General features: G+C 33.2%; 22 protein-coding genes and 1 pseudogene. 10 read left to right on the top strand and 13 right to left on the bottom strand.

Translation table 11 applies throughout. The features are described 5' to 3' along the window. The first annotated feature begins 175 nt into the window (after window positions 1–175). Window positions 176–2,866 (top strand): ATP-binding protein, encoded by a 2,691-nt coding sequence (locus tag ACUN26_RS01830; RefSeq protein ID WP_001084947.1) that lies wholly within the window; start codon window positions 176–178, stop codon window positions 2,864–2,866. 16 nt (window positions 2,867–2,882) lie between these two features. Beyond that, window positions 2,883–3,740: a CheR family methyltransferase gene (locus ACUN26_RS01825; RefSeq protein WP_000429037.1), complete on the top strand. Its 858-nt coding sequence runs from the start codon at window positions 2,883–2,885 to the stop codon at window positions 3,738–3,740. Between the two features lie 39 nt (window positions 3,741–3,779). On the opposite strand, the gene ACUN26_RS01820 is transcribed toward ACUN26_RS01825, so the two are convergent. From ACUN26_RS01820 to rsbV, 5 genes are all read right to left on the bottom strand, one after another. Beyond that, window positions 3,780–4,922 (bottom strand): fused response regulator/phosphatase, encoded by a 1,143-nt coding sequence (locus ACUN26_RS01820; RefSeq protein ID WP_000025510.1) that lies wholly within the window; start codon window positions 4,920–4,922, stop codon window positions 3,780–3,782. A 325-nt stretch (window positions 4,923–5,247) separates the two neighbouring features. Continuing rightward, on the bottom strand, window positions 5,248–5,688 hold the full coding sequence (locus ACUN26_RS01815) for a ferritin-like domain-containing protein (RefSeq protein ID WP_000017770.1): 441 nt from the start codon (window positions 5,686–5,688) through the stop codon (window positions 5,248–5,250). Between the two features lie 69 nt (window positions 5,689–5,757). Next, complete coding sequence (gene sigB, locus ACUN26_RS01810) at window positions 5,758–6,534, bottom strand: RNA polymerase sigma factor SigB (protein ID WP_002093824.1); 777 nt, start codon at window positions 6,532–6,534, stop codon at window positions 5,758–5,760. Then, window positions 6,497–6,979, bottom strand: coding sequence for an anti-sigma B factor RsbW (rsbW, locus tag ACUN26_RS01805; RefSeq protein ID WP_000970214.1), 483 nt, complete (start codon window positions 6,977–6,979; stop codon window positions 6,497–6,499). Before rsbW ends, sigB begins: the two co-directional genes overlap by 38 nt. A 6-nt stretch (window positions 6,980–6,985) precedes the next feature. Next, the gene (gene rsbV, locus ACUN26_RS01800) at window positions 6,986–7,324 is read right to left on the bottom strand and encodes an anti sigma b factor antagonist RsbV (protein WP_002038093.1); all 339 of its coding nucleotides are present in this window, start codon (window positions 7,322–7,324) and stop codon (window positions 6,986–6,988) included. Window positions 7,325–7,521: 197 nt separating this feature from the next. On the opposite strand from rsbV, the gene ACUN26_RS01795 reads away from it, so the two are divergent. Further along, window positions 7,522–7,722 carry a hypothetical protein gene (locus ACUN26_RS01795; RefSeq protein WP_000391008.1) on the top strand — a complete coding sequence of 67 codons (201 nt, stop codon included), beginning with the start codon at window positions 7,522–7,524 and terminating at the stop codon, window positions 7,720–7,722. Window positions 7,723–7,901: 179 nt separating this feature from the next. Here ACUN26_RS01795 and ACUN26_RS01790 read toward each other — a convergent pair whose 3' ends face one another. From ACUN26_RS01790 to ACUN26_RS01780, 3 genes are all read right to left on the bottom strand, one after another. Then, entirely contained in the window at window positions 7,902–8,153 is a 252-nt protein-coding gene (locus ACUN26_RS01790; RefSeq protein WP_000522903.1) for a GlsB/YeaQ/YmgE family stress response membrane protein, read from the bottom strand. A 75-nt stretch (window positions 8,154–8,228) separates the two neighbouring features. Further along, window positions 8,229–8,429, bottom strand: coding sequence for a CsbD family protein (locus tag ACUN26_RS01785; protein ID WP_000004263.1), 201 nt, complete (start codon window positions 8,427–8,429; stop codon window positions 8,229–8,231). Window positions 8,430–8,479: 50 nt separating this feature from the next. Beyond that, a complete protein-coding gene (locus ACUN26_RS01780) occupies window positions 8,480–8,869 on the bottom strand; it encodes a general stress protein (RefSeq protein WP_000448820.1) in 390 nt (129 codons plus the stop codon). Window positions 8,870–9,082: 213 nt separating this feature from the next. Here ACUN26_RS01780 and ACUN26_RS01775 point away from each other — a divergent pair, with 213 nt between their 5' ends. Then, the gene (locus tag ACUN26_RS01775) at window positions 9,083–9,553 is read left to right on the top strand and encodes a hypothetical protein (RefSeq protein WP_000720845.1); all 471 of its coding nucleotides are present in this window, start codon (window positions 9,083–9,085) and stop codon (window positions 9,551–9,553) included. 99 nt (window positions 9,554–9,652) lie between these two features. Further along, window positions 9,653–9,820, top strand: a pseudogene (locus ACUN26_RS01770) (YolD-like family protein); the annotation flags it as partial. A 64-nt stretch (window positions 9,821–9,884) separates the two neighbouring features. On the opposite strand, the gene ACUN26_RS01765 reads toward ACUN26_RS01770, so the two are convergent. Beyond that, entirely contained in the window at window positions 9,885–10,298 is a 414-nt protein-coding gene (locus ACUN26_RS01765) for a hypothetical protein (protein ID WP_000120220.1), read from the bottom strand. A 428-nt stretch (window positions 10,299–10,726) separates the two neighbouring features. Beyond that, the gene (locus tag ACUN26_RS01760) at window positions 10,727–13,111 is read right to left on the bottom strand and encodes an immune inhibitor A domain-containing protein (protein ID WP_000710824.1); all 2,385 of its coding nucleotides are present in this window, start codon (window positions 13,109–13,111) and stop codon (window positions 10,727–10,729) included. Between the two features lie 513 nt (window positions 13,112–13,624). Here ACUN26_RS01760 and ACUN26_RS01755 point away from each other — a divergent pair. Next, window positions 13,625–14,719: a response regulator aspartate phosphatase gene (locus ACUN26_RS01755; protein WP_000253570.1), complete on the top strand. Its 1,095-nt coding sequence runs from the start codon at window positions 13,625–13,627 to the stop codon at window positions 14,717–14,719. Then, entirely contained in the window at window positions 14,719–14,877 is a 159-nt protein-coding gene (locus ACUN26_RS01750; RefSeq protein ID WP_000732343.1) for a hypothetical protein, read from the top strand. Before ACUN26_RS01755 ends, ACUN26_RS01750 begins: the two co-directional genes overlap by 1 nt. 360 nt (window positions 14,878–15,237) lie before the next feature. Here the strand turns inward: ACUN26_RS01750 and ACUN26_RS01745 are convergent, their stop codons facing one another. Then, a complete protein-coding gene (locus tag ACUN26_RS01745; protein ID WP_000736484.1) occupies window positions 15,238–16,611 on the bottom strand; it encodes a sensor histidine kinase in 1,374 nt (457 codons plus the stop codon). Then, window positions 16,608–17,282 carry a response regulator transcription factor gene (locus ACUN26_RS01740; protein ID WP_001264540.1) on the bottom strand — a complete coding sequence of 225 codons (675 nt, stop codon included), beginning with the start codon at window positions 17,280–17,282 and terminating at the stop codon, window positions 16,608–16,610. Before ACUN26_RS01740 ends, ACUN26_RS01745 begins: the two co-directional genes overlap by 4 nt. 174 nt (window positions 17,283–17,456) lie before the next feature. Between ACUN26_RS01740 and ACUN26_RS01735 the strand changes: the two genes are divergently transcribed. Together ACUN26_RS01735 and ACUN26_RS01730 are read left to right on the top strand one after the other, a co-directional pair. Further along, window positions 17,457–17,927: a hypothetical protein gene (locus ACUN26_RS01735; protein WP_001246840.1), complete on the top strand. Its 471-nt coding sequence runs from the start codon at window positions 17,457–17,459 to the stop codon at window positions 17,925–17,927. Window positions 17,928–17,947: 20 nt separating this feature from the next. Next, on the top strand, window positions 17,948–18,271 hold the full coding sequence (locus tag ACUN26_RS01730; protein WP_000912147.1) for a PepSY domain-containing protein: 324 nt from the start codon (window positions 17,948–17,950) through the stop codon (window positions 18,269–18,271). Window positions 18,272–18,371: 100 nt separating this feature from the next. On the opposite strand, the gene ACUN26_RS01725 is transcribed toward ACUN26_RS01730, so the two are convergent. Beyond that, window positions 18,372–18,884, bottom strand: a complete 513-nt coding sequence (locus ACUN26_RS01725; RefSeq protein ID WP_001200345.1) for an RrF2 family transcriptional regulator — start codon at window positions 18,882–18,884, stop codon at window positions 18,372–18,374. Between the two features lie 210 nt (window positions 18,885–19,094). On the opposite strand from ACUN26_RS01725, the gene ACUN26_RS01720 reads away from it, so the two are divergent. Beyond that, window positions 19,095–19,736, top strand: coding sequence for an FMN-dependent NADH-azoreductase (locus tag ACUN26_RS01720; RefSeq protein ID WP_001044357.1), 642 nt, complete (start codon window positions 19,095–19,097; stop codon window positions 19,734–19,736). Window positions 19,737–19,803 lie beyond the last annotated feature (67 nt).

Here is a 19,803-nt window from a genome sequence, read left to right as displayed (position 1 = left end):
TTACTACCTTTCATATATATTTTTATTTCAAAATGATTTCCTCTATTAAAAAAGAACCCCCTAATACAATAGGAGGATTTCTAGTTTGGCCTTATGAAAACTGATATAATATATATTACGTTTTTCATTCTTTACAATAGGAAACTTTTAATACTCTTGAAGGTAGGAATTTTTAATGAACTCGAAAGCAAAATTTAGTATTCGCTACAAAATTATGGCTGGTTATTTAGTTATCATTTTGTTCTTACTTATCTCTTTCATTATGCTAAACAATGAGATTTCCAGTTTACAAAAATCTCTTAATTTTATTATTGATCACGATTTTAAAGTTCTTAATTTAACGAATCAAGTGGAGAAAGAATTGCTAACAATTGAAAATAAAGCGAAAGGGTTTATCATTTCTAATAACCCAAATTACGTGCAATCCCTTAACTCCGCGGAAAAAGATTACGAAAAACATTATCAAGATCTTTTTGCTCTATTAGAGGATAACCCCTCTCAGCAAGAAAAATTAAAACAGATTAACGAAAACATTACTAGTTGGATTAATAAAGAGATTCACCCACTCATTACAAATAATAATAGTAATAATGTACAAACAATCGACACGACTCAAATTCAGTCATTACAGTCGCAGCTAACTAACTTCCGGAGCACTGAGGAGCAACTAACGAAAAAAAGAGCTGCACAATTAGATATTGAAAATAATAAATTAGAGATTTGGTTATACAGTTTATTGTTCTTACTTTCTTGTATTTCCATTATCGTTTCACTCTATATTTCGAATTCCATTACAAAAACGATTAAAAATGTAATTCAAGCTATTAAATCCATTTCTTCTAAAGAAAAAATTACGGAAAGAATTCATGTAAATACACATGATGAAATAAAAGATCTTGCTCATACAACAAATCACCTACTAGATGAAATATCGAAAAGAGAGTGGTTACAAACTGAGCTTGCAGAATTAATTTTAATGTATCAAGGTGTATCTTCTATTGAGATGTTAGGTAAAAAAATTCTTAGTGGAATTATACAAAAAACGCAAACTTCTTGCGGTGCATTTTATGTACGTGAAGAATATGAAGAAACTGTCTACTATGTGAAAAAAGCTTCTTTCGCCGATCAAGGTGCTGATATTGGAAAACAATCTATTAAAATGGGTGAAGGTTTCATTGGACAGTCTGCCTTAGAAAAGAAAAGTTTTATTCTCAGTGACATACCCGAAGAGTTTCGTTATGTCACTAGCGGAGTATTAGAAATACGTCCTAAAAATCTACTAGTCATCCCTATCTTATTTGAGGATGAAGTAATTGCAGTAATGGAGTTAGTAAGTGTAACTGAGATTTCAGACTTACATCAAGATTTAATTCAACAAACTATTGATAATCTAGGTTTAACAATCCATAGCATTATAGGACGTATGCGAATTCAAACTCTTTTACATGAATCACAAGCAATGACAGAAGAGTTACAAGTTCAATCAGAAGAATTACAAACGCAAGCTGAAGAACTACAAATGCAAGCTGAAGAATTACGAACAACGAATGAACAATTAGAGTCTAGAACTGAAGAAGCTGAACAAAAGACAGCTGACTTACAAATTACCAAATCAGAATTAGAAGAAAAAGCAAGCGAGTTGTTACGCAGCTCAAAATACAAATCTGAGTTCCTAGCAAATATGTCACATGAATTACGCACACCGTTAAATAGTATTTTACTATTATCTGAAATGTTAAGAGAAAATCATGATAATCATTTATCGGATGATGAAATTGAACTAGCAACTGTCATTCATTCATCAGGGAAAGACTTACTTACTTTAATTAATGACATACTAGATTTATCTAAAGTAGAAGCAGGCAAACTAGACATCATTTTTGAAGCAACGAACATAAGTGACATGGCAGCCAATATGCATCAAAACTTTTTACATATCGCTGCACAAAAAAATGTCGAATTTACTATTGAAGACAGTGACACCATTCCTGACCTGTTTTATACAGATGCAAAACGGATTGAACAAATTATTAAAAACTTATTATCCAATGCATTTAAATTCACAGAAAAAGGATCTGTCTCTTTACATTTCGATTCGATAGAAACAAGCAATTTAAGTCATGATATGCAGTCTATAAGTAAAGATTGGATTACAATTTCAGTAAAAGATACTGGTATTGGTATCGCTAAAGAACAGCATCAACTTATTTTCGAAGCCTTTCAACAGGCAGATGGAGCAACAATTAGGAAATATGGTGGTACAGGCTTAGGGTTATCTATTTGTAAAGAGTTTGCTAGATTGTTAGGTGGTTGGATTACATTAGAGAGTAATGTAGGAGAAGGTAGTACTTTCACGGTATATATTCCTAACCTTCCAAATGGCTTAAATGAAATCCAAGTATCCAATTTAGAAGTCGCAGCAACGATAGAAGATGTTATTCCTGCTGAAGTTATTGAGGAAACTATCGTTACTACCGAAACAAATAACGTCTTCCAAGAGAAAACCATTTTAATTGTCGATGATGATCATCGAAATATATTTGCTTTACAAAATGCATTAAAAAAACAAAATGCCAACATTATTACTGCCCAAAACGGCATAGAGTGTTTAAAAATACTAAAAAGCAAAACAAATATTGACCTTATTTTAATGGACATTATGATGCCGAATATGGACGGTTATGAAACGATGGAAAATATCCGAATGAATTTAGGGTTAAATGAAATACCTATTATCGCATTAACTGCTAAAGCAATGCCAAATGATAAGGAAAAATGTTTATCTGCTGGCGCTTCAGATTATATAAGTAAACCATTAAATCTACATCAACTCTATTCGGTAATGAGTGTATGGTTAATAAAATAAGTGAGGTTTAGTTGGAGTGGAAAATAAGTATTATAATTTTGATCCATCAGTAGATACGGATGAGCGCACGAACTTAGAAATTGAATTACTATTAGAAGCGGTATTTAAACTATCAGGATTTGATTTTCGCCAATATGCTCGCACATCTATTTATAGAAGGATTTGTAATCGAATGCAGCTCTCTAATATCCCAACCATTTCAAAATTAATTGAAAAAGTAATTCACGAGGAAGGGGTTTTAGAACAGTTATTAAATGACTTCTCGATTAATGTAACTGAGATGTTCCGTAACCCTGCCTTTTTTAAAGCGCTTAGAGAGCATGTAATTCCTGAATTAAAAAAGAATCCTGAAATTAGAATTTGGCATGCTGGATGCGCAACTGGTGAAGAAGTATTATCAATGTCCATCTTACTTCACGAAGAAGGATTAAGTGAAAAGTCGGTTATTTACGCAACAGATATGAATACAAATGTGTTAGAAAAAGCAAAACAAGCTATCCTCCCGTTAAATAAAATGCAAACTTATACGAAAAACTATTTACAAGCTGGCGGTACACAAGCATTTTCTAACTATTATTCAACAGATAATCGTTTTGCTTATTTTAATCCATCACTTTTACAAAACATTATTTTTGCACAGCATAATTTAGTAACTGATCAATCTTTTAACGAATTTCATATTATACTTTGTCGTAACGTTTTAATTTACTTTACAAGTAAACTTCAAAATCAAGTACAGCAACTATTTTATGAAAGTTTAGGCCACAATGGATTCCTATGTTTGGGGAATAAAGAAACTCTTCGTTTTTCAAATATAATGCCGCATTATACCCAATTTAATCCTAGTGAACAAATTTATCAAAAAATACAATAAAAAGCGTATGAAATCCTCTGTTTGGATTTCATACGCTTTTTATTTCGCATTCGTTTTTATCATAATGAGACACATATCATCTGATTGTGTTTTCTTCTGTTCTTCCTTATAAAACCCTTCTATCTCTTCTTCTAAATCCCCCCATTTTCTTTCTGTAAAAGCACGTAATTTCTCTTCAGACTCAAATTCATCATTTGCAATTGCTTCAAGAACACCATCTGTAAATAATAATATTTGAGCGTTCTTATTAAAAGGTATGACTGTCTTTTCTACCTTTATTTCATCAAAAAACCCTACTGCACAACTCCCGCGATTCAGTTCAACTACATTTGTTTCATCAACTAAAACATATCCAGCAGGATGTCCTGCATTCACATATTCAATCGTTCTATCTTCTGTATTAACAACTAAGTATATGGCCGTAAAATAATATGGAATATTATCATTGTCATTATGTAAAAGGGTCATATATTTATTTAATTCTTTAATGACGAGTTCTGGATCAATTAAACATTTAATTGTTTCGCGTAATACAGAAGAAATAAACATACAAACTAATGAAGCAGATATACCATGTCCCATCACATCTAATAATATAATACCGTAGCGATTTTCATCGATTTTGTACCAATAATACATATCTCCAGCTAGTTTGAATGACGGTAAGTAACTTGCTTCAATTTTTATATGATCTTCTCTTAATGGGCTACTTAATAAGTTTCTTTGTACTTGTGTAGCTAAATCTAGTTCATTCCGAAGATTTTCTTCTTGTTCTTTATGCCAATTTAATTCCGATTTCAAGCGTAATGCTACACGCATACGCGCTAATAGTTCAACTTTATTTATAGGTTTCGTAATATAATCCATTGCCCCCATATCAAGAGCTTCGGCTAATTTATTTGCATCCTCTAAAGCTGTAACAAAAATAATAGGGATATCTTTAAACTTCTCCTCTTTTTGTAATCGCCTACAAACTTCAAGTCCATCAATTTCAGGCATCATAATATCTAATAGTATTAAGTCAATTTCATTATGCCTGGAAGAATCTTTTCCAAACTGTATGTATTCGAAGAGCTCTTGTGCAGAATTGAGCGATACAAGATCATGATATCCGGCTTGTTTTAAAATTTTCTCAATTACAAATATGTTAACCGGATTATCATCAACAATTAAAATGGACACAAGTTATTTCCCCTTTTCTTATTTAAAATGTAAATCTATTATAATTTTCTATTTTTCTAGTATTACATACTCAGTTACAAAATGAAAATTTCGTACTCAAACATATTTATACAACAAAAGAACAAACCCCTAGAAATAGGAATTTGTTCTTTCACTCTATAAAGTGAAACTTTAATCAGTGGGGGTTTTCTTCATCCCCCACTGATTATTAGTTGAACCAATCGGACTTTTATGGGCAGTTAACCCCCCACCTAAATTCTTTGCTTTCGCTGCATTTTGAGGTGGGGGGTCTTACTGCCCATTAAAGTGGGGTAAATTTCCACTTTTAATTTAACACCATTGCTTTATCATTTAAAAGACGATCTAATTCTTCCATATGATTTGTTTCATCTGCAATCATATCTTCTAGTTTTACAACTAACTCTGTCATATTTAATTTCGCTGCCTGTTCTTTTCTCGTTTCATAACGCTTAATTGTTTCATATTCTGATTGTCTAGCGTATTCTAACATTTCTCGAACATCTTCCACTTGTTTCACTGGTAAAGGGATCGTAGTAGGTGTACCACCTAGCGTCTTAATTTTCTCCGCTAAATATAGGGCATGTCCTTGTTCATCACTAATTTCAGATTCAAAGAAAGGTTTTAACACTTGTCTATATATACCAGAAACTGTAGCAGCATTATGGTTATACATAATAATTGCTGAGTATTCTCCTGCTAAATCTTCATTCAATCCTTTGATTAGTTCTTTCACATCGTGTGACATTTTCATATCTCCTCCTATACTTAATAAGTACCCCTTTCCTCATGTTTTAAACATAATTATTTAAAATTTTTATGTATCTAAAAATGCAGCTTGCTTCAATTTACTTATCGCTTGTCTTTTAATACGAGAAACGTGCATTTGCGAAATACCTAACCGTTCCCCTGTATCTTTTTGATTTAAATTTTCTCCAAATATATAATGAATAACACTCTTTTCTGTCTCATTTAATACGTTAAAAATATCCTCTAAAACGAGACGTCTTTCTGTCTGTTCATATCCTTGCTCTACTTCACCTACAGATTCAATTCTCGCTACCGAACTTCCATCAGATGAATTTTCAACTACATCATCTAAGGAAGATACTCGATAATTATTTTTCGCATCCATAATTTCTAGCACTTCCTCTTCGGATAGTCCTAAATGATCCGCAATCTCTATTATCTTCGGTGAACGTTGCAGGTGATCTGTTAACTCCTCTATCGCAAGTTTAATTTTCCCGCCTAAATCTTTAATTCGCCTTGGAACGTGAATGCCCCAAGTTTTATCACGTAAATACTTCTTTATTTCGCCTACTATTGTAGGTATTGCAAACGGCTCAAAAGCATTCCCTATCGAATAATCATACCTTCTTATTGCGCCTAAGAGCCCTAACATCCCTACTTGTATAATATCCTCATGCATCGGCCCGCCTTTTGAATAGCGATATGCAATGGAATGTACGAGATTTTTATAATGATCAACTAACCTTTCCTGTGCTTCATTACATTGGTTTTGTTGGAATTCTGCAATTAGCTTAATAACGTCTTCTTTAGTAAGAGTTGTAGGTTGAGATTGGATTTCCATCATTCTCCACCTGCTCTCTTTGTATATATTTTGTCATTAAAACTGTCATGCCCTCATCATGCATAATTTGTATATCATCCATTAACGTATTAATTAAATATAAACCTAAACCATTTTCCGGCAAATGTTCTACTGGTTTACTAATATCATACGGACCAACTTTCCTTTTTAAGTTATTAAAATCAAAGCTAACCCCATTATCCGCAACCATAATTTCTAATCGATCTTCATATAGGCCGAAGACAATTGTAATTTCTCCAACGTCTTCTTTATATGCATGTTGTACAATATTTGTACATGCTTCACTAATAGCAATTTTCATATCTTCTATATCGTCATAAGCAAAGCCCATTCGGTTCGCAACACCAGCCATTGTTAAACGAATAATGGCCACATATTCTGCCTTTGCAGGAATTTTCATTTCTATCTTTTCAAATTTCTCCATCATCCCTAGTCACCTTCTTTCTACTTTTTCAAAATCGGAATTCAAATTTAATATTTCTGTTAGTCCTGTAATATCAAATAATCTTTTTAGTCTTTTAGATACACCAATAAACTCTAGTTTGCCATCATTTTTCTTAACTGCTTTTAATAGAGCTATAAAAACACCTAAACCGGTACTATCCATATAATCTACGTTATGAAAATCTACTACAATATGAACTTCTTTTTCGCTTGCAATAGGCATCATCTTATTTTTTAAATCTGATGCCGTATATGCATCAATCTCACCATTAAGTTGTACCGTATAACCTACATCATTTTGCAAAATATTTATTGCCAAATTCATCATTTCCGCCCCCTTATCTCAAACCACTACTATGTTAATTACCCATAAAAATTAATTTTAAACATATTTTTTTATTTTCATTATAAATAAATTTTCTACACCTTTCTCGGCTTAACACTTAAAAAATACTACTAAATGTTTAAACCTTATAAATTTGTGTATGTATAATGTATAAACATTATTTTTAGGGGGATCTATCTATGGAAGAGCACAACTTTAAAAAGGGAGATTTCGTTCAATTTTCTTATCGACACGATCATGCTACAAAATTAGTTGGTTCCATTATTAACATACTGACGAATACAATTGTAGTTGATATAGGTAATAGTGAGGACTTATCTCATATAGAACCAAGGCAGGTCGTAAGGATAAATAATTGTGAAAAAGTAACGATGGTTTAATACATAATAAAAAGTGTAATTTCAATGAGCGGGGGCCTTCATCCCCGCTCATTCCTATGCAGATTACATAAAAAAAGCATCCAAATTAGTTTAATTGGATGCTTTTTTATGTATATTTATCAGTTCATTCACTTTATAGTTATATATAATAAACTTAAGATTACTATTCATTATCATACTTACGCTTTCCGTAGCATTCTAGAGAAGAATGTAACGATTAAAATAAAGACGATTGCACCTAATAACGCTGGAAGAACAAAAATGCCTCCCCATTCAGGACCCCAATGACCAAATAACGCACTACCTACCCAAGATCCAATTAAACCAGCAATTACATTACCAACTATACCTAAAGGAAAGTCTTTCCCCGTAATCATTCCAGCTAACGCACCAATAAGTCCACCTACAATACACGTAATAATAAGTCCCACAATTAAACCTCCTATATTGTTTTTATATTTGATTTATCAAGCTTTGGTATGTAACCAAAGCTTGATAAACATGTATTATTCTTTATTATCCAATCCATCACTTATCTTTTGTTTAACTTTTCCGACTTTTTCTTTTATCGTTCCCTTCGTCTTCTCCCACTTCCCTTCATTTTTCAACTCTCTATCTTCTGTAACTTCACCAATCCCTTCTTTTACTTGTCCTTTTTTCTTTTCAACTTTACCCGTAATTTGTTCTTTTAGACCGCTCTCACTCATATTTCCAATCTCCTTTTCATAATAGATTTATAGATGTAAAGGATACAAATTTAAAGAGAATACGTGCATCTTCTTTCTTGTAGCCATTCACCGACTCTTTCTAAATCCTTAACGAATAACAAGATTTTCCCTTCATCCAGCTTTTCTTCATAAAAGTTAGCTTCTTCCTCATTAAGTCCTAACTCTTGCATCTTATTTCTTAACTGATCTCCCGTTTTTTGAAAGACATTAATAATGCTTGTCCCAAGTCCTTCCTCTTTTATTCCAATCGTGTTCACGTCTGCATTATCTGCGATTCTATCTGTCCTCTCTTTCTCATGTGTTAACACGTAAATATCTTTTTGTTCTATTCCTTTCTTCACTAGATCATTTGCCGCATTCATGACCTCTTTCTCCGTAATAAATTCATATACAAAAGGTTTACTATACTTCGTTTCCATCTTTAACTTCCTCCTTTAAAATGAATTATTTGTTATATTATATGTAGTACACCTATTTTCGAAATGTTAAACATAAAATATGAAAAAAGTTATGTGAATTTTAATTTTAATAGAAAATGAACAACATCATTTACCACTTTAAAACATCTTCTCCTTACAATAACTACCTAAATTAACAGAAAATTGTTATAATTAAACATAAGGAGGGATACTATGAAAAAAATCATATCTATATGCGCTCTAACCGCTCTATCTTTCACTTTAATAGGTTGTACAAGCTCCTCGGCTACAGATAAAGCTTCACAAGTTAAGCAAGAACATACACAAAATACATTTCAATTAAATTCCGCTAATATTACAGACATTGAAATACTGAAAACAACAAATAATACTATTTCCAAATCTCAAACAGACAATGAAGAAATGATAAAACCTATCGTTTCGGCAGTTCAAAATGGAACCTCGAAAACAATTACATTAGATCAAAAAAAGAAACAATCGGCACATTCTACTATAACCGTTACATATAAAGATGACGCAAAAGAAGAGTTTCTTGTCTGGATCGATAATAAGGAGCAAATTACAATCGCTAAAGATGAGAAGAAAGGTAAAGTAGAAGCTGTGACATTAAACATGAAACACTCTAAAATGATGAAAGATTTCTTTAAAAATGATAAAACGTAAAAAGGATCTCCTTTAAGGAGATCCTTCTTCTCTTTATACAATTTGCTTTATACAATTTGCTTTATACAATTTGCTTTATACAAGCAAACGAAATACATACTATTGTTATGCTCCTTATCATTCGAAGAAGAAATATTAATTATATATTATGGAGACGGTTATTTACTCTTTAATTATATGACTATCGTTAATATTGATTTGCTAAATCGTGCTGTCCTATGTACCGATGATGACACTAAATTTTTTTATATAGTTGATGTTAAGTAAAGGAAGTAGCTTTACATCCTACTTCCTTTACTTAACCATTTCCATATTTAGACTTTTATAAAATCTATTTAAGGTCTAATTTTGCTAAATCATGTTGTAAAACATTATTTCCTTCTTGTGGATTAAATACGATTGCACTAAGACCAAAAACATTCGTAACAACATCTCTATCATTTGGATGAATTATTCTTACTTCGTAAGCAAAAAGTCCTGGAGGAAGAGCTGCCGAACGAAAAGTAACATATTGATTAGGTGCTAATGTTCGTGTAGAAGGATCTACTAATGGTAACAATACAGGAGAACCAGATGACCAATCAAACATTTCAACAGTTACTCTATGAGTATCATCTGGATCAACATTCATAGCATCAACAGTAAGAAATAAAGTAGCAGAATGTCTACGTAATACACCCGTTGATAACGTTTCATTGTAATTTTTACAACATTTTTTAGAAGAATAACCATAGCCATAACTCATATCAATTTCCCCCTTTCATTTACAATTAAGGACAAGCATTCCTTATAATATATAATGCTATTATTATTTTATTGAAAGGTATAATAGCGGAATTTCATCTATATTTTCTAATATTTAAGTTTACGTTTGTTCACTCGTATTGAAAATAAAGTGAAACTTTAATCAGTGGGGGTTTTGTTCATCCCCCACTGATTATTAGCCTTCACCAATCGGGCGTTTACAGGCAGCCCGACCCCCACCTAACTTCTTTGCTTCCGCTGAATTTTGAGGTGGGGGTCTTACTGCCCGGCAAATAGCGGGATAAATTTTATATCATTCTTTTCCATGAACTAGTTCCTAAAAGGTCCCTTTTCTACAATAAAAAAAAGAGCTGTCCATAAGTCGGTTTCACCAACTTATGAGACAGCTCCTCTTCACTTCACCTTATTTTATCGATGAATCCAAACTGCACCTGCAGACTTGTCTTCTGCTTGGCCTACTACTTCAAACTTTAATCCTAGTTTCGGCAACTTACGTCCTGCATCTGGAATCACGCTGTTGATATACTGCTTAGAATCATCAAATTTCGCAACACCTGGTAATCCTTTATAGTCAAAGATACCGCGAGTTGGCGAATCTACTCTCCATGCTGGTGTTTGATCGAATGAGAATGCAGCATCAGCAATTTGATAACGCGTACTGCTCTTCACAGTCGGTTGTCCATTTAATGTCCCTACGATTGCCTCTGGATGAGAATCTACTACTCCTAAGAATCCTTCACCTGGATGAACCCCTACCCAGTTATCTGTAAAGCTTTGATCCGCATACCATACAACCATTCCTGTATTAAATACTGGACCACGCGCATGTTGTAAAGCCGTGTCAGAACCAGCGTAATTTCTCCACTCTACATAGTAGTTATGTTTCTTCTGTTCAAATCCGTTAGACACCGTAAATCCTTTTAGTGTCATTGCTGGTTGGCCTTCTGCATCATCTGAGAAAACAACTTTTCCATTTACAGTTAATGCAGCATTATCTAATGCAAATCCTTTATAAGCTACTGCAATATCTGTTAAATACTCAAATTGCAGTTTTACTTTTTTCCCTTTGAATTGGCTTAAATCGTATGATTTATCAACCCACTTACCATCAGTTGTATCCACGCCGCCTTTTACATCTTTTTCGCCCATTCTATCAATGCGTGTCTTCGTTCCATCTTCTGCAATCGCATATACGTCAAGGAAATCATACTTCGCTTCCAGTTCGTAGAATGCCTTATAATCAAACTTAGCATCCGTTGCATTTGTTAAGTCAAATACTGGTGTCTCAAGTGTTGTATGAATGTCATTTCCTTTTGTGCTGTAGTAAAACTTCTTACCAAATGCCGATTCGATATTTTTAATATCTTTGTCCGGCAAGTTAACACGAACGATTCCTGGTCGTTTTGATTTTGTAACACTTTGATCTAAATATGTTGCAACACCGACTCCCGTGCGAAGTTTATCGTAATCTACCTCAACGATATTCGCCCAATTGCCCTTCATATTCTTTTGGAAAAACTCTTTATTTTGTGGTGAGAAACTTGTTGGCTCTGTTCCTGCAATTTTTCCAGCCCAGCTACCGCCACTCATAATAGACCAAGACTCAACAGGTTCACCTTGTCCTGAGTACTTCGTATCGTACTCATCTGGTAAGCCTAAATCATGACCATACTCATGCGCAAACACACCAACCGCTCCATCTTCAGGCTCGATTGTATAATCGTATGCAGCCATCTTTCCGCCCCAATTTGAAACAGAAGATTTTGTGCCATCAATCGCATATGGTTTTGACCCAAGTTTTGAACGATGAGACCAAATTGCATCATCTTTCAATTTACCGCCACCAGCTTCTTGACCAACACCAGCATGTACAACCATTAAATGATCAATAATGCCATCTGGCTCGTTTTTATTTCCATCACCATCTTGATCGTATTGATCAAATTGGTCATAATCTGCTAAATTGATCCCTTTTGCTACCGCTGCTTTTAATGCTTCTTTCACAAAATCACGTGGCCCTAAAGGACCTTTGTTATCATGACCAGTTCCAGCATCCGCACCATAATCTGAAGCTTTTCCTGGAACAGTAAGCCATTCCGTTACAGTTCCATCAACTGTGTAGCTACCACCAGATTGTTCTTCATAATATTGTTTAAATGTGTTAATCTTCGATCCATCAAATAACGTAAACGGTTCATCACCAAATAACATTTTTTGATAATGTTCACGATTGAAGTCCTTAGAATACATGTATCCTGGCTCTTGATCAATATTGTTATGCTTAAAATCGCTAAATTCTACGAGTAAAACAAGTACTTTATCTTTTCGGACAGCTCCATTGTACTCAGCTTGCTTCGCTGATGTAGTAGGTACTTTTCCATTTAATTTCCCTGGATTTAATCCTGCACCTTGTCCAGCTACTGGTCCTACTTCTGGCTGCTGCGCCTGTTCATTTTCCTTCATTTTTGAATCTTTTACTTTTTTCATAAAATCAGAAGCTTCTTGCGTAAGACTATCTCCTGTCAAGACTTCTTTCCCAGGGTTTTCCCCTTTCTTTTTCTCAACATATTTTTCGACAGCCTTTGACGTCTCCGCTTGTGATGCAGATTGATCAATTACGCCCCGTTGTTTTAGCGCTTCTGCCAAACGCTCCTCCGGTATTAAATGCTCATCTATCGGTAGAGATGATGGCGTATCAGCATACGCTGCATGACTTCCAAAAGCAAAACTACTACTTAGTACTGCCGCTGTTGCTAAAACTGATAATGGTTTTAACTTCTTATCCTTTTTCAATGCATTTCCTCCCCAGTGTCTGCAAATTATCGTTTTTTTGTCGATAACAACATAATATTCGTTATAATACGAATATTCAATCTTTTTCAACGGACAAAATGTTGAGAAATATTTTTTGTGCAGGATGAAATACGTAAGATAGCAAAATACAAAGGTTCTGCTTATTTATGTTTTTTAAGTTTTGCATATAACCATAAAGTGGGATCACTTGTTCTTTCAAATGGATAGCGATGGAGTAAAATGCTTATTTACAATACTAAGGAAATACAACATACAAACAGGCTGTTATTTGTTTTAAGTACAATAGTCATACTTGCTCGATGCACTTATTTTTTGGCAATAAATAAATGATCACCATCTAAGGAATCTTATTTATATTCTAATTACCTTTTAAATTATCAGAAAATTATTGAAAAAGTTTTTTCTTGCTATCTATCACTCTAACACACTTAATTTCTTGCTAGTATATACATATCAATATACAAATAAATATAGTAGAAAGCGAGGAGAATTATGGTAAGTCATCTAAAACCAAAAGATATAATCACACAACTTTTAAATAATTGGTATCAAGAGATACGTGCCCAGCACCTAAAAGAAGCAAAACATTTAAAAACAGAGATTGATACACACATAAAAAGTATTAATGAAGATCCAAATTTACTATTCCATTACTCACTTCTTACTTTTCGCTTTAAAGTTTTGCTCGATCATTTAAGCATCACACCCACAAGCTTCCAGGCAATTGATTCACTGGATATACCAAAAAATGAATCGTTGTCTTATTATTATCACTTTTTCAAAGGGATTCATGCCACACTAATTTCCAACAACAATGAAGCCTGGGAATACTACGAAAAAGCCGAAACACTATTACAACATATTCATGACGATCTTGAAATAGCCGAGTTTAGCTATCGTTTTGCTAACTTCTATCTTCATACCTATCAACCTCTATTAGGAATTCAACATGTGACTAAAGCTAAAGAAATCTTCTCTAAACATAATGGCTATGAAAATAATGTTGCCGCTTGTGAGAACTTATACGGTTTAGCATGTATTAATATAAAACAATTCCCTGTAGCAGAAGAAAAATTTAATTCTGCAATAGATATTTTACGTAAAAATAATGAGGATTCCCTAATATTAAGAGTCCGCAATAATTTAGGTTTTTTATATAGTAGCCAAAACTTATCCGCTTTAGCAATTCGACACTTATCAGAAGTAACAACTAAAACTCCAGAGCATTTTAGGGCCATTTTTCTTAAAGCTAGAGAACATTTAAAGATTGGGGAACTTGAACAGTCGGCCGAGTTAATCAAACGAGGATTAGCAATTTGTGAGAAGCTAGACAATAAAGAATACCTATATCATTTCAAACTTTTAGATTGTATAAATAAAGGTGTTTCGGCTGCTATTCTCGAAGAATTATCTTTGGAAGCTATCTCATTTTTCGACACACAACAACTCTATACTTACACACAAGAATACACTGAAAAATTAGCAATCAAGTTTTACGAAGAAAGCGACACTGTAAAAGCTAGTAAATACTTTTATATTAGTCATCAAGCTAAAGAAAAAACTTTTGAAAAAGGAGCGTTAAAATAATGAAAAAACTTTTTGGAACGATTTTAGGTTTATCACTTTCAGTTGCATTATCTATTGGATTAGCATTCCCTTCACAATCAGATTCTAAGAAACAAGTTGATTCGACTAAATCTAGTACAATTATGTACATGCAATCAAGCCACGGTGACTCCTGGTAATACAAAGAGTTTTTTATCTGTTACCATCATTAATTAGGAAAAGGGCACTCCCTCAATGGAGTGCCCTTTTCCTAATTAATAGACAACATATAGCAGACTACTTGTTAACTTCAGCCCATTTAACCTTGAACTCCGCACCTAAATCATTTGCGCAACACGTTCGAAAATATAAATCTATGATGTTAGAAACAGACTAATCATCTGTTCTTGTTGTTTCAATTTCATACTAAAAAGGAATGTATTGTATCATGTTGAAAACATAATTTATAACTAAATCGATTTACTTTCATTTACTTTTAAATAAAGATTAAAGAGAGCTTTTAAATCCATCTTTATTCTAAAGCTACAAACGAGCATACATTATGCTCGTTTTTCAATTGGTAGTTTAAATGTAAAAGTACTGCCTTCCCCTAATTTACTTTCAACGGTAATTTCTCCTCCATGTAGTTCGACAATCCATTTTACCATCGACAATCCTAAACCCGTGTTTCCCATGTTTGAAGATGTTCGTGCTGCATCAACTCGATAGAAGCGTTCCCATATTTTCGTAATATGTTGCTCGCTGATGCCTATGCCATTATCGGAGACTTTACCTATTATGTTCGTTCCATCACGGCATAGTTGTATATTCACACTACCATTCTCTTTACCATAAGCAATCGCATTCGTTAATAAATTCATTAATAAACGCATCATCAATGTTTGATCTGCTTTAATAAACAGGTCTTCCTCTATATTTGTTGTTATATCAATCGAGGCTTCTTGAACCATTAATGAAAGCTCTTCTACAACGATTTCCGTTAATTCACTCATATTGATACATTCAAATTGAAAAGTATCATGCTTTCCTTGATCAACTCGTGCTAATAATAAAAGTTGCGAGATTAACGAGGACATTTTACGTGATTGCCTTAAAATTACTTCTAAAGATTCTTCCATTTCTTTCGGATTATTCCTCTGCGATAAGGCGTATTCGCATTGCGAAATAATCACAGATGTTGGCGTTCTTAATTCATGAGATGCATCAGATGTAAATTGTTTTTCACTTTCAAATGATTTCTCCAATCGCTCAAACATGTTGTCAAAGGTTTGTGCTAAATGATAAATTTCGTCTTTCGATGAACCTTGTAAATTAATCCTCTTCGAAAGGTCTTTACCATCACCAATTTCACTAGCTGAATCACTCATTTGTTTCACAGGTCGAAACGCTCTTTGCGTAATAAAATATCCTCCCACTGCCGCAATGAGAATAAGTAATGGGAAAGAGATGAGTGTTACCACGATAAGCGTATTCATCGTTGATGATAATTGGTTCATCGTCATTATTCCACGAACCCAGACTTGCTCATCGCCGCCTACGTTATGGAGAAAATCATATACGATCCATTCTTTATTACCATTTTTAATGGTTTGTATTTCATCGGATTTAAGCGATATCTTTTTATTAAAGCTTGTTGGACTATTTCCTGCCAGTAGCTCACCTTGCTTACTATAAATGAGGAGATTTACTCCATCTTCTAAAGTTTCAAACTCATCGTCAATCTTTAACTGCCCATGCTTATATTTGATATCTTCCATGCTTTCTTTTACTGTGCTCTTTAATTGATTTTTCATATTAAAAAGCACAACTTTATCTGAAGAAGCTAAAATAAAAGCTAACACGAGTGCCATAATAATTACAATTAACCCCGTATACCAAAGGGTTACTCTCATTTTTATTGATAGTTTTTTCATGACTCTACTCGCAATACGTAACCAGTGCCTCGTACTGTATGAATTAACTTCGTTTCAAACTGGCTATCAATTTTTTTACGAAGGTATCGGACGTAAACATCAATAATATTTGAGCCACCTTCATAGTCGTAATTCCACACATGTTGCTCAATTTTATCTCGTGTCAACACAACTTCTTTATTACGAATCATATATTCTAAAATAGCAAATTCTTTACTGGAAAGATTAATAACCTGCTCTCCCCTTGTTACTTTATGCATATTGCAATCCACCACTAGATCAGCAATTTCAAACACATTAGAGGTATTCCCTGTTTTTCTTCGCATCAACACTCGAATTCTTGCTAATAGTTCATCAAAAGCAAATGGCTTTACTAAATAATCATCCGCACCTAAGTCGAGTCCTTTTACGCGATCATCAATTGTATCTTTAGCTGTAAGAAGCAAGACAGGAGTTGTATTATTGTCTGCGCGTAATCTTTGTAACACTTGTAACCCATCTATTCGGGGAATCATAATATCAAGCACAATCAAGTCATAAGTAGCCATGCTTATATAATCCAAGGCATCTGCTCCATTCCCACATCCATCGACACTATAATATTCTGCATTTAATCGTTTTACTAATATATTTTGTAAGTCTTGTTCATCTTCGACAATAAGAACTCGCATTAGCATCCTCCTTTTTTCTTATTATATATATCACTATAGTTCCAAAACATTAAAGAAAGATTAGAAACGATTTAATTATATCATTTTATTTTTTGGCACATTAATCTTCCTTTAATGTTTGTTCAGTAATATAAAGGCAAGGATAAGGTGCTCAATTAAAGGGAGGAAAACATAATGAGAAACTGGATGATAATTGGAGCAATGTCTTGTTTATTCTTAACAGCTTGTTCTACTCAATCTGATAACAATACAGAAGTACAACAACTGAAAGCGGAAAATGATAAATTACAAAAAGAAGTTGCTCAACTACAAAAAGAACCAAACAAAACAGAGCCTGCTACGAATGATACGAAGCAAATACAAGATTTCAAAAATGAAGTCTCATCTATTATAGAAAAGGCACATAACACAAAACCAGTTGGAGCAAAAGAAGAGGACTTAAATACGTACTTAGCAGCAAAAAAAGAAATTGACCAATTAGATGACAAAATAGATTTATCTGATAATCAGCTAGAAGCAGATTATCGCGCTGGAACGATAACTGTTGAACAATATCAAACACAAGAAAGAGAACAAGATATACTGGAAGATCAATTAGAGCAAGCAGAAAATGCACTTGAAGCAAGATTTGGAATAGATGATTAATCATTAAGGAGTGAATGAAAATGTTAAAACATAAAAAGAAAATAATGATAAGTGTAATTGCTACTTTAGTAATTGGTATTGCTATTGTTGGTGGATATTTTGGTATGGGTTACAATTATGCAAAAAAGAATGACAACTACACAGAAAAACAAGTTCGTGAAATTGCTTTAGCACAAACAAATGGGGAAATTATTCATGTGAAAAAAGAATTTGAATTAGAAGATGACAACTTAACACAATCTCAATTCGAATATGAAGTGGAAATCAAGACACCTGATAATCTATTGAATGTTTTAAAAGTTAGCGCTAGAACAGGCACAATAGAAATCGATCACGAAGATTAAAAAATATAATTAAGCAACGTGAATTCCATATTTTTAGGAACTCACATGATGGCATTCATGTTAAAAAACAAAAAAACTCTAACTAATTCGTCATGGCGATTTAGTTAGAGTTTTTTTGTTTGAAGTATTCACGAGTATCTACCCTTATCTTTTCAGGTAAAACAATATCAAGTTCTTTATCTAACCATGCAAGAGTCTTTTTACGAAGAAACTCACGCATGTGTTCTTCTGCTTCAAGCATTACTAAGTTAATTGTACAAGAAGAATTGCTAGGTTCACAAGAATTGCAAGCCTCGGCCTCGTCTCGATATAGTAGACCATTCTGTACAATATTTTTACATTGAAAAATAGGTTTTGGACCTTCGACAGCTTCTATTACATCCCAAAAAGAAACATCTTCTGGAGACTTAGCTAACCTATACCCGCCCTTTACACCTGGGACAGAATTTACAATGCCAGCTTTAGATAATTTACCGAAAACTTTTGAAAGAAATGTTTCAGAAAGCCCTTGGAACTCTGCCAAATCTTTTATTCCGACACTTTCCTTGGAAGGAGTGTTAATTAAATAAACTAGGCAATGCAAGGCATATTCAACCCCAACACTATACTGCATATACAAATCACCTGCTTTTTATTTTAAGGGTTATCAAATTGTATCTTAGGACCATTTAGAATTTTAGTCAAATAAAAAAAGGCTCTTTTCGAATAGTATGTATTTCGTTTGACAAAAATAATTTCAGAGCTTATATTAAAGACAAAGTTAATCGACGATTAACTTTGTCGACAATTAAAACGTAAAAACTTTTAAAAAGGGGAAATACAAATGAACAAAACACTTATCATAAACGCACATCCAAAAGTGGATGATACATCATCAGTCAGCATTAAAGTTCTTAACCACTTTTTAGTATCTTATAAAGAATTAATTCCTAATAATGAACCGATTGAACAAATTAATTTATACGATGATATAGTACCAATGATAGATAAAACTGTTTTAAGTGCATGGGAAAAGCAAGGAAATGGACAAAAGTTAACTGATGAAGAACAAAAAGTAACAGAGCGTATGTCCGAAATTTTACAACAATTTAAAAGTGCAAATACGTATGTTATCGTATTACCTTTGCACAATTTTAATATTCCATCAAAGTTAAAAGATTACATGGACAATATCATGATTGCACGTGAAACATTTAAATATACTGAAACTGGATCAGTGGGACTACTTAAAGATGGAAGAAGAATGCTTGTTATACAAGCAAGTGGAGGAATCTATACAAATGATGATTGGTATACAGAAGTGGAATACTCTCATAAATATTTAAAAGCAATGTTTAATTTCTTTGGTATTGAAGATTATCAAATCGTTCGTGCACAAGGAACAGCAGTACTAGATCCAAATGAAGTATTACAAAATGCGTATAAAGAAGTTGAAGAAGCAGCTTCTAGATTGGCTAACAAATAAAATTTTTCACTGGAAGAATGATGATTATAAATAAAGATCCCCTCCACCTTAAGGCAGAGGGGATCTT

This window comes from Bacillus sp. WC2503 (assembly GCF_052682895.1).
Note: the sequence above shows the minus strand (reverse complement) of the source record. Positions and strands in the feature narration are given on the sequence as shown.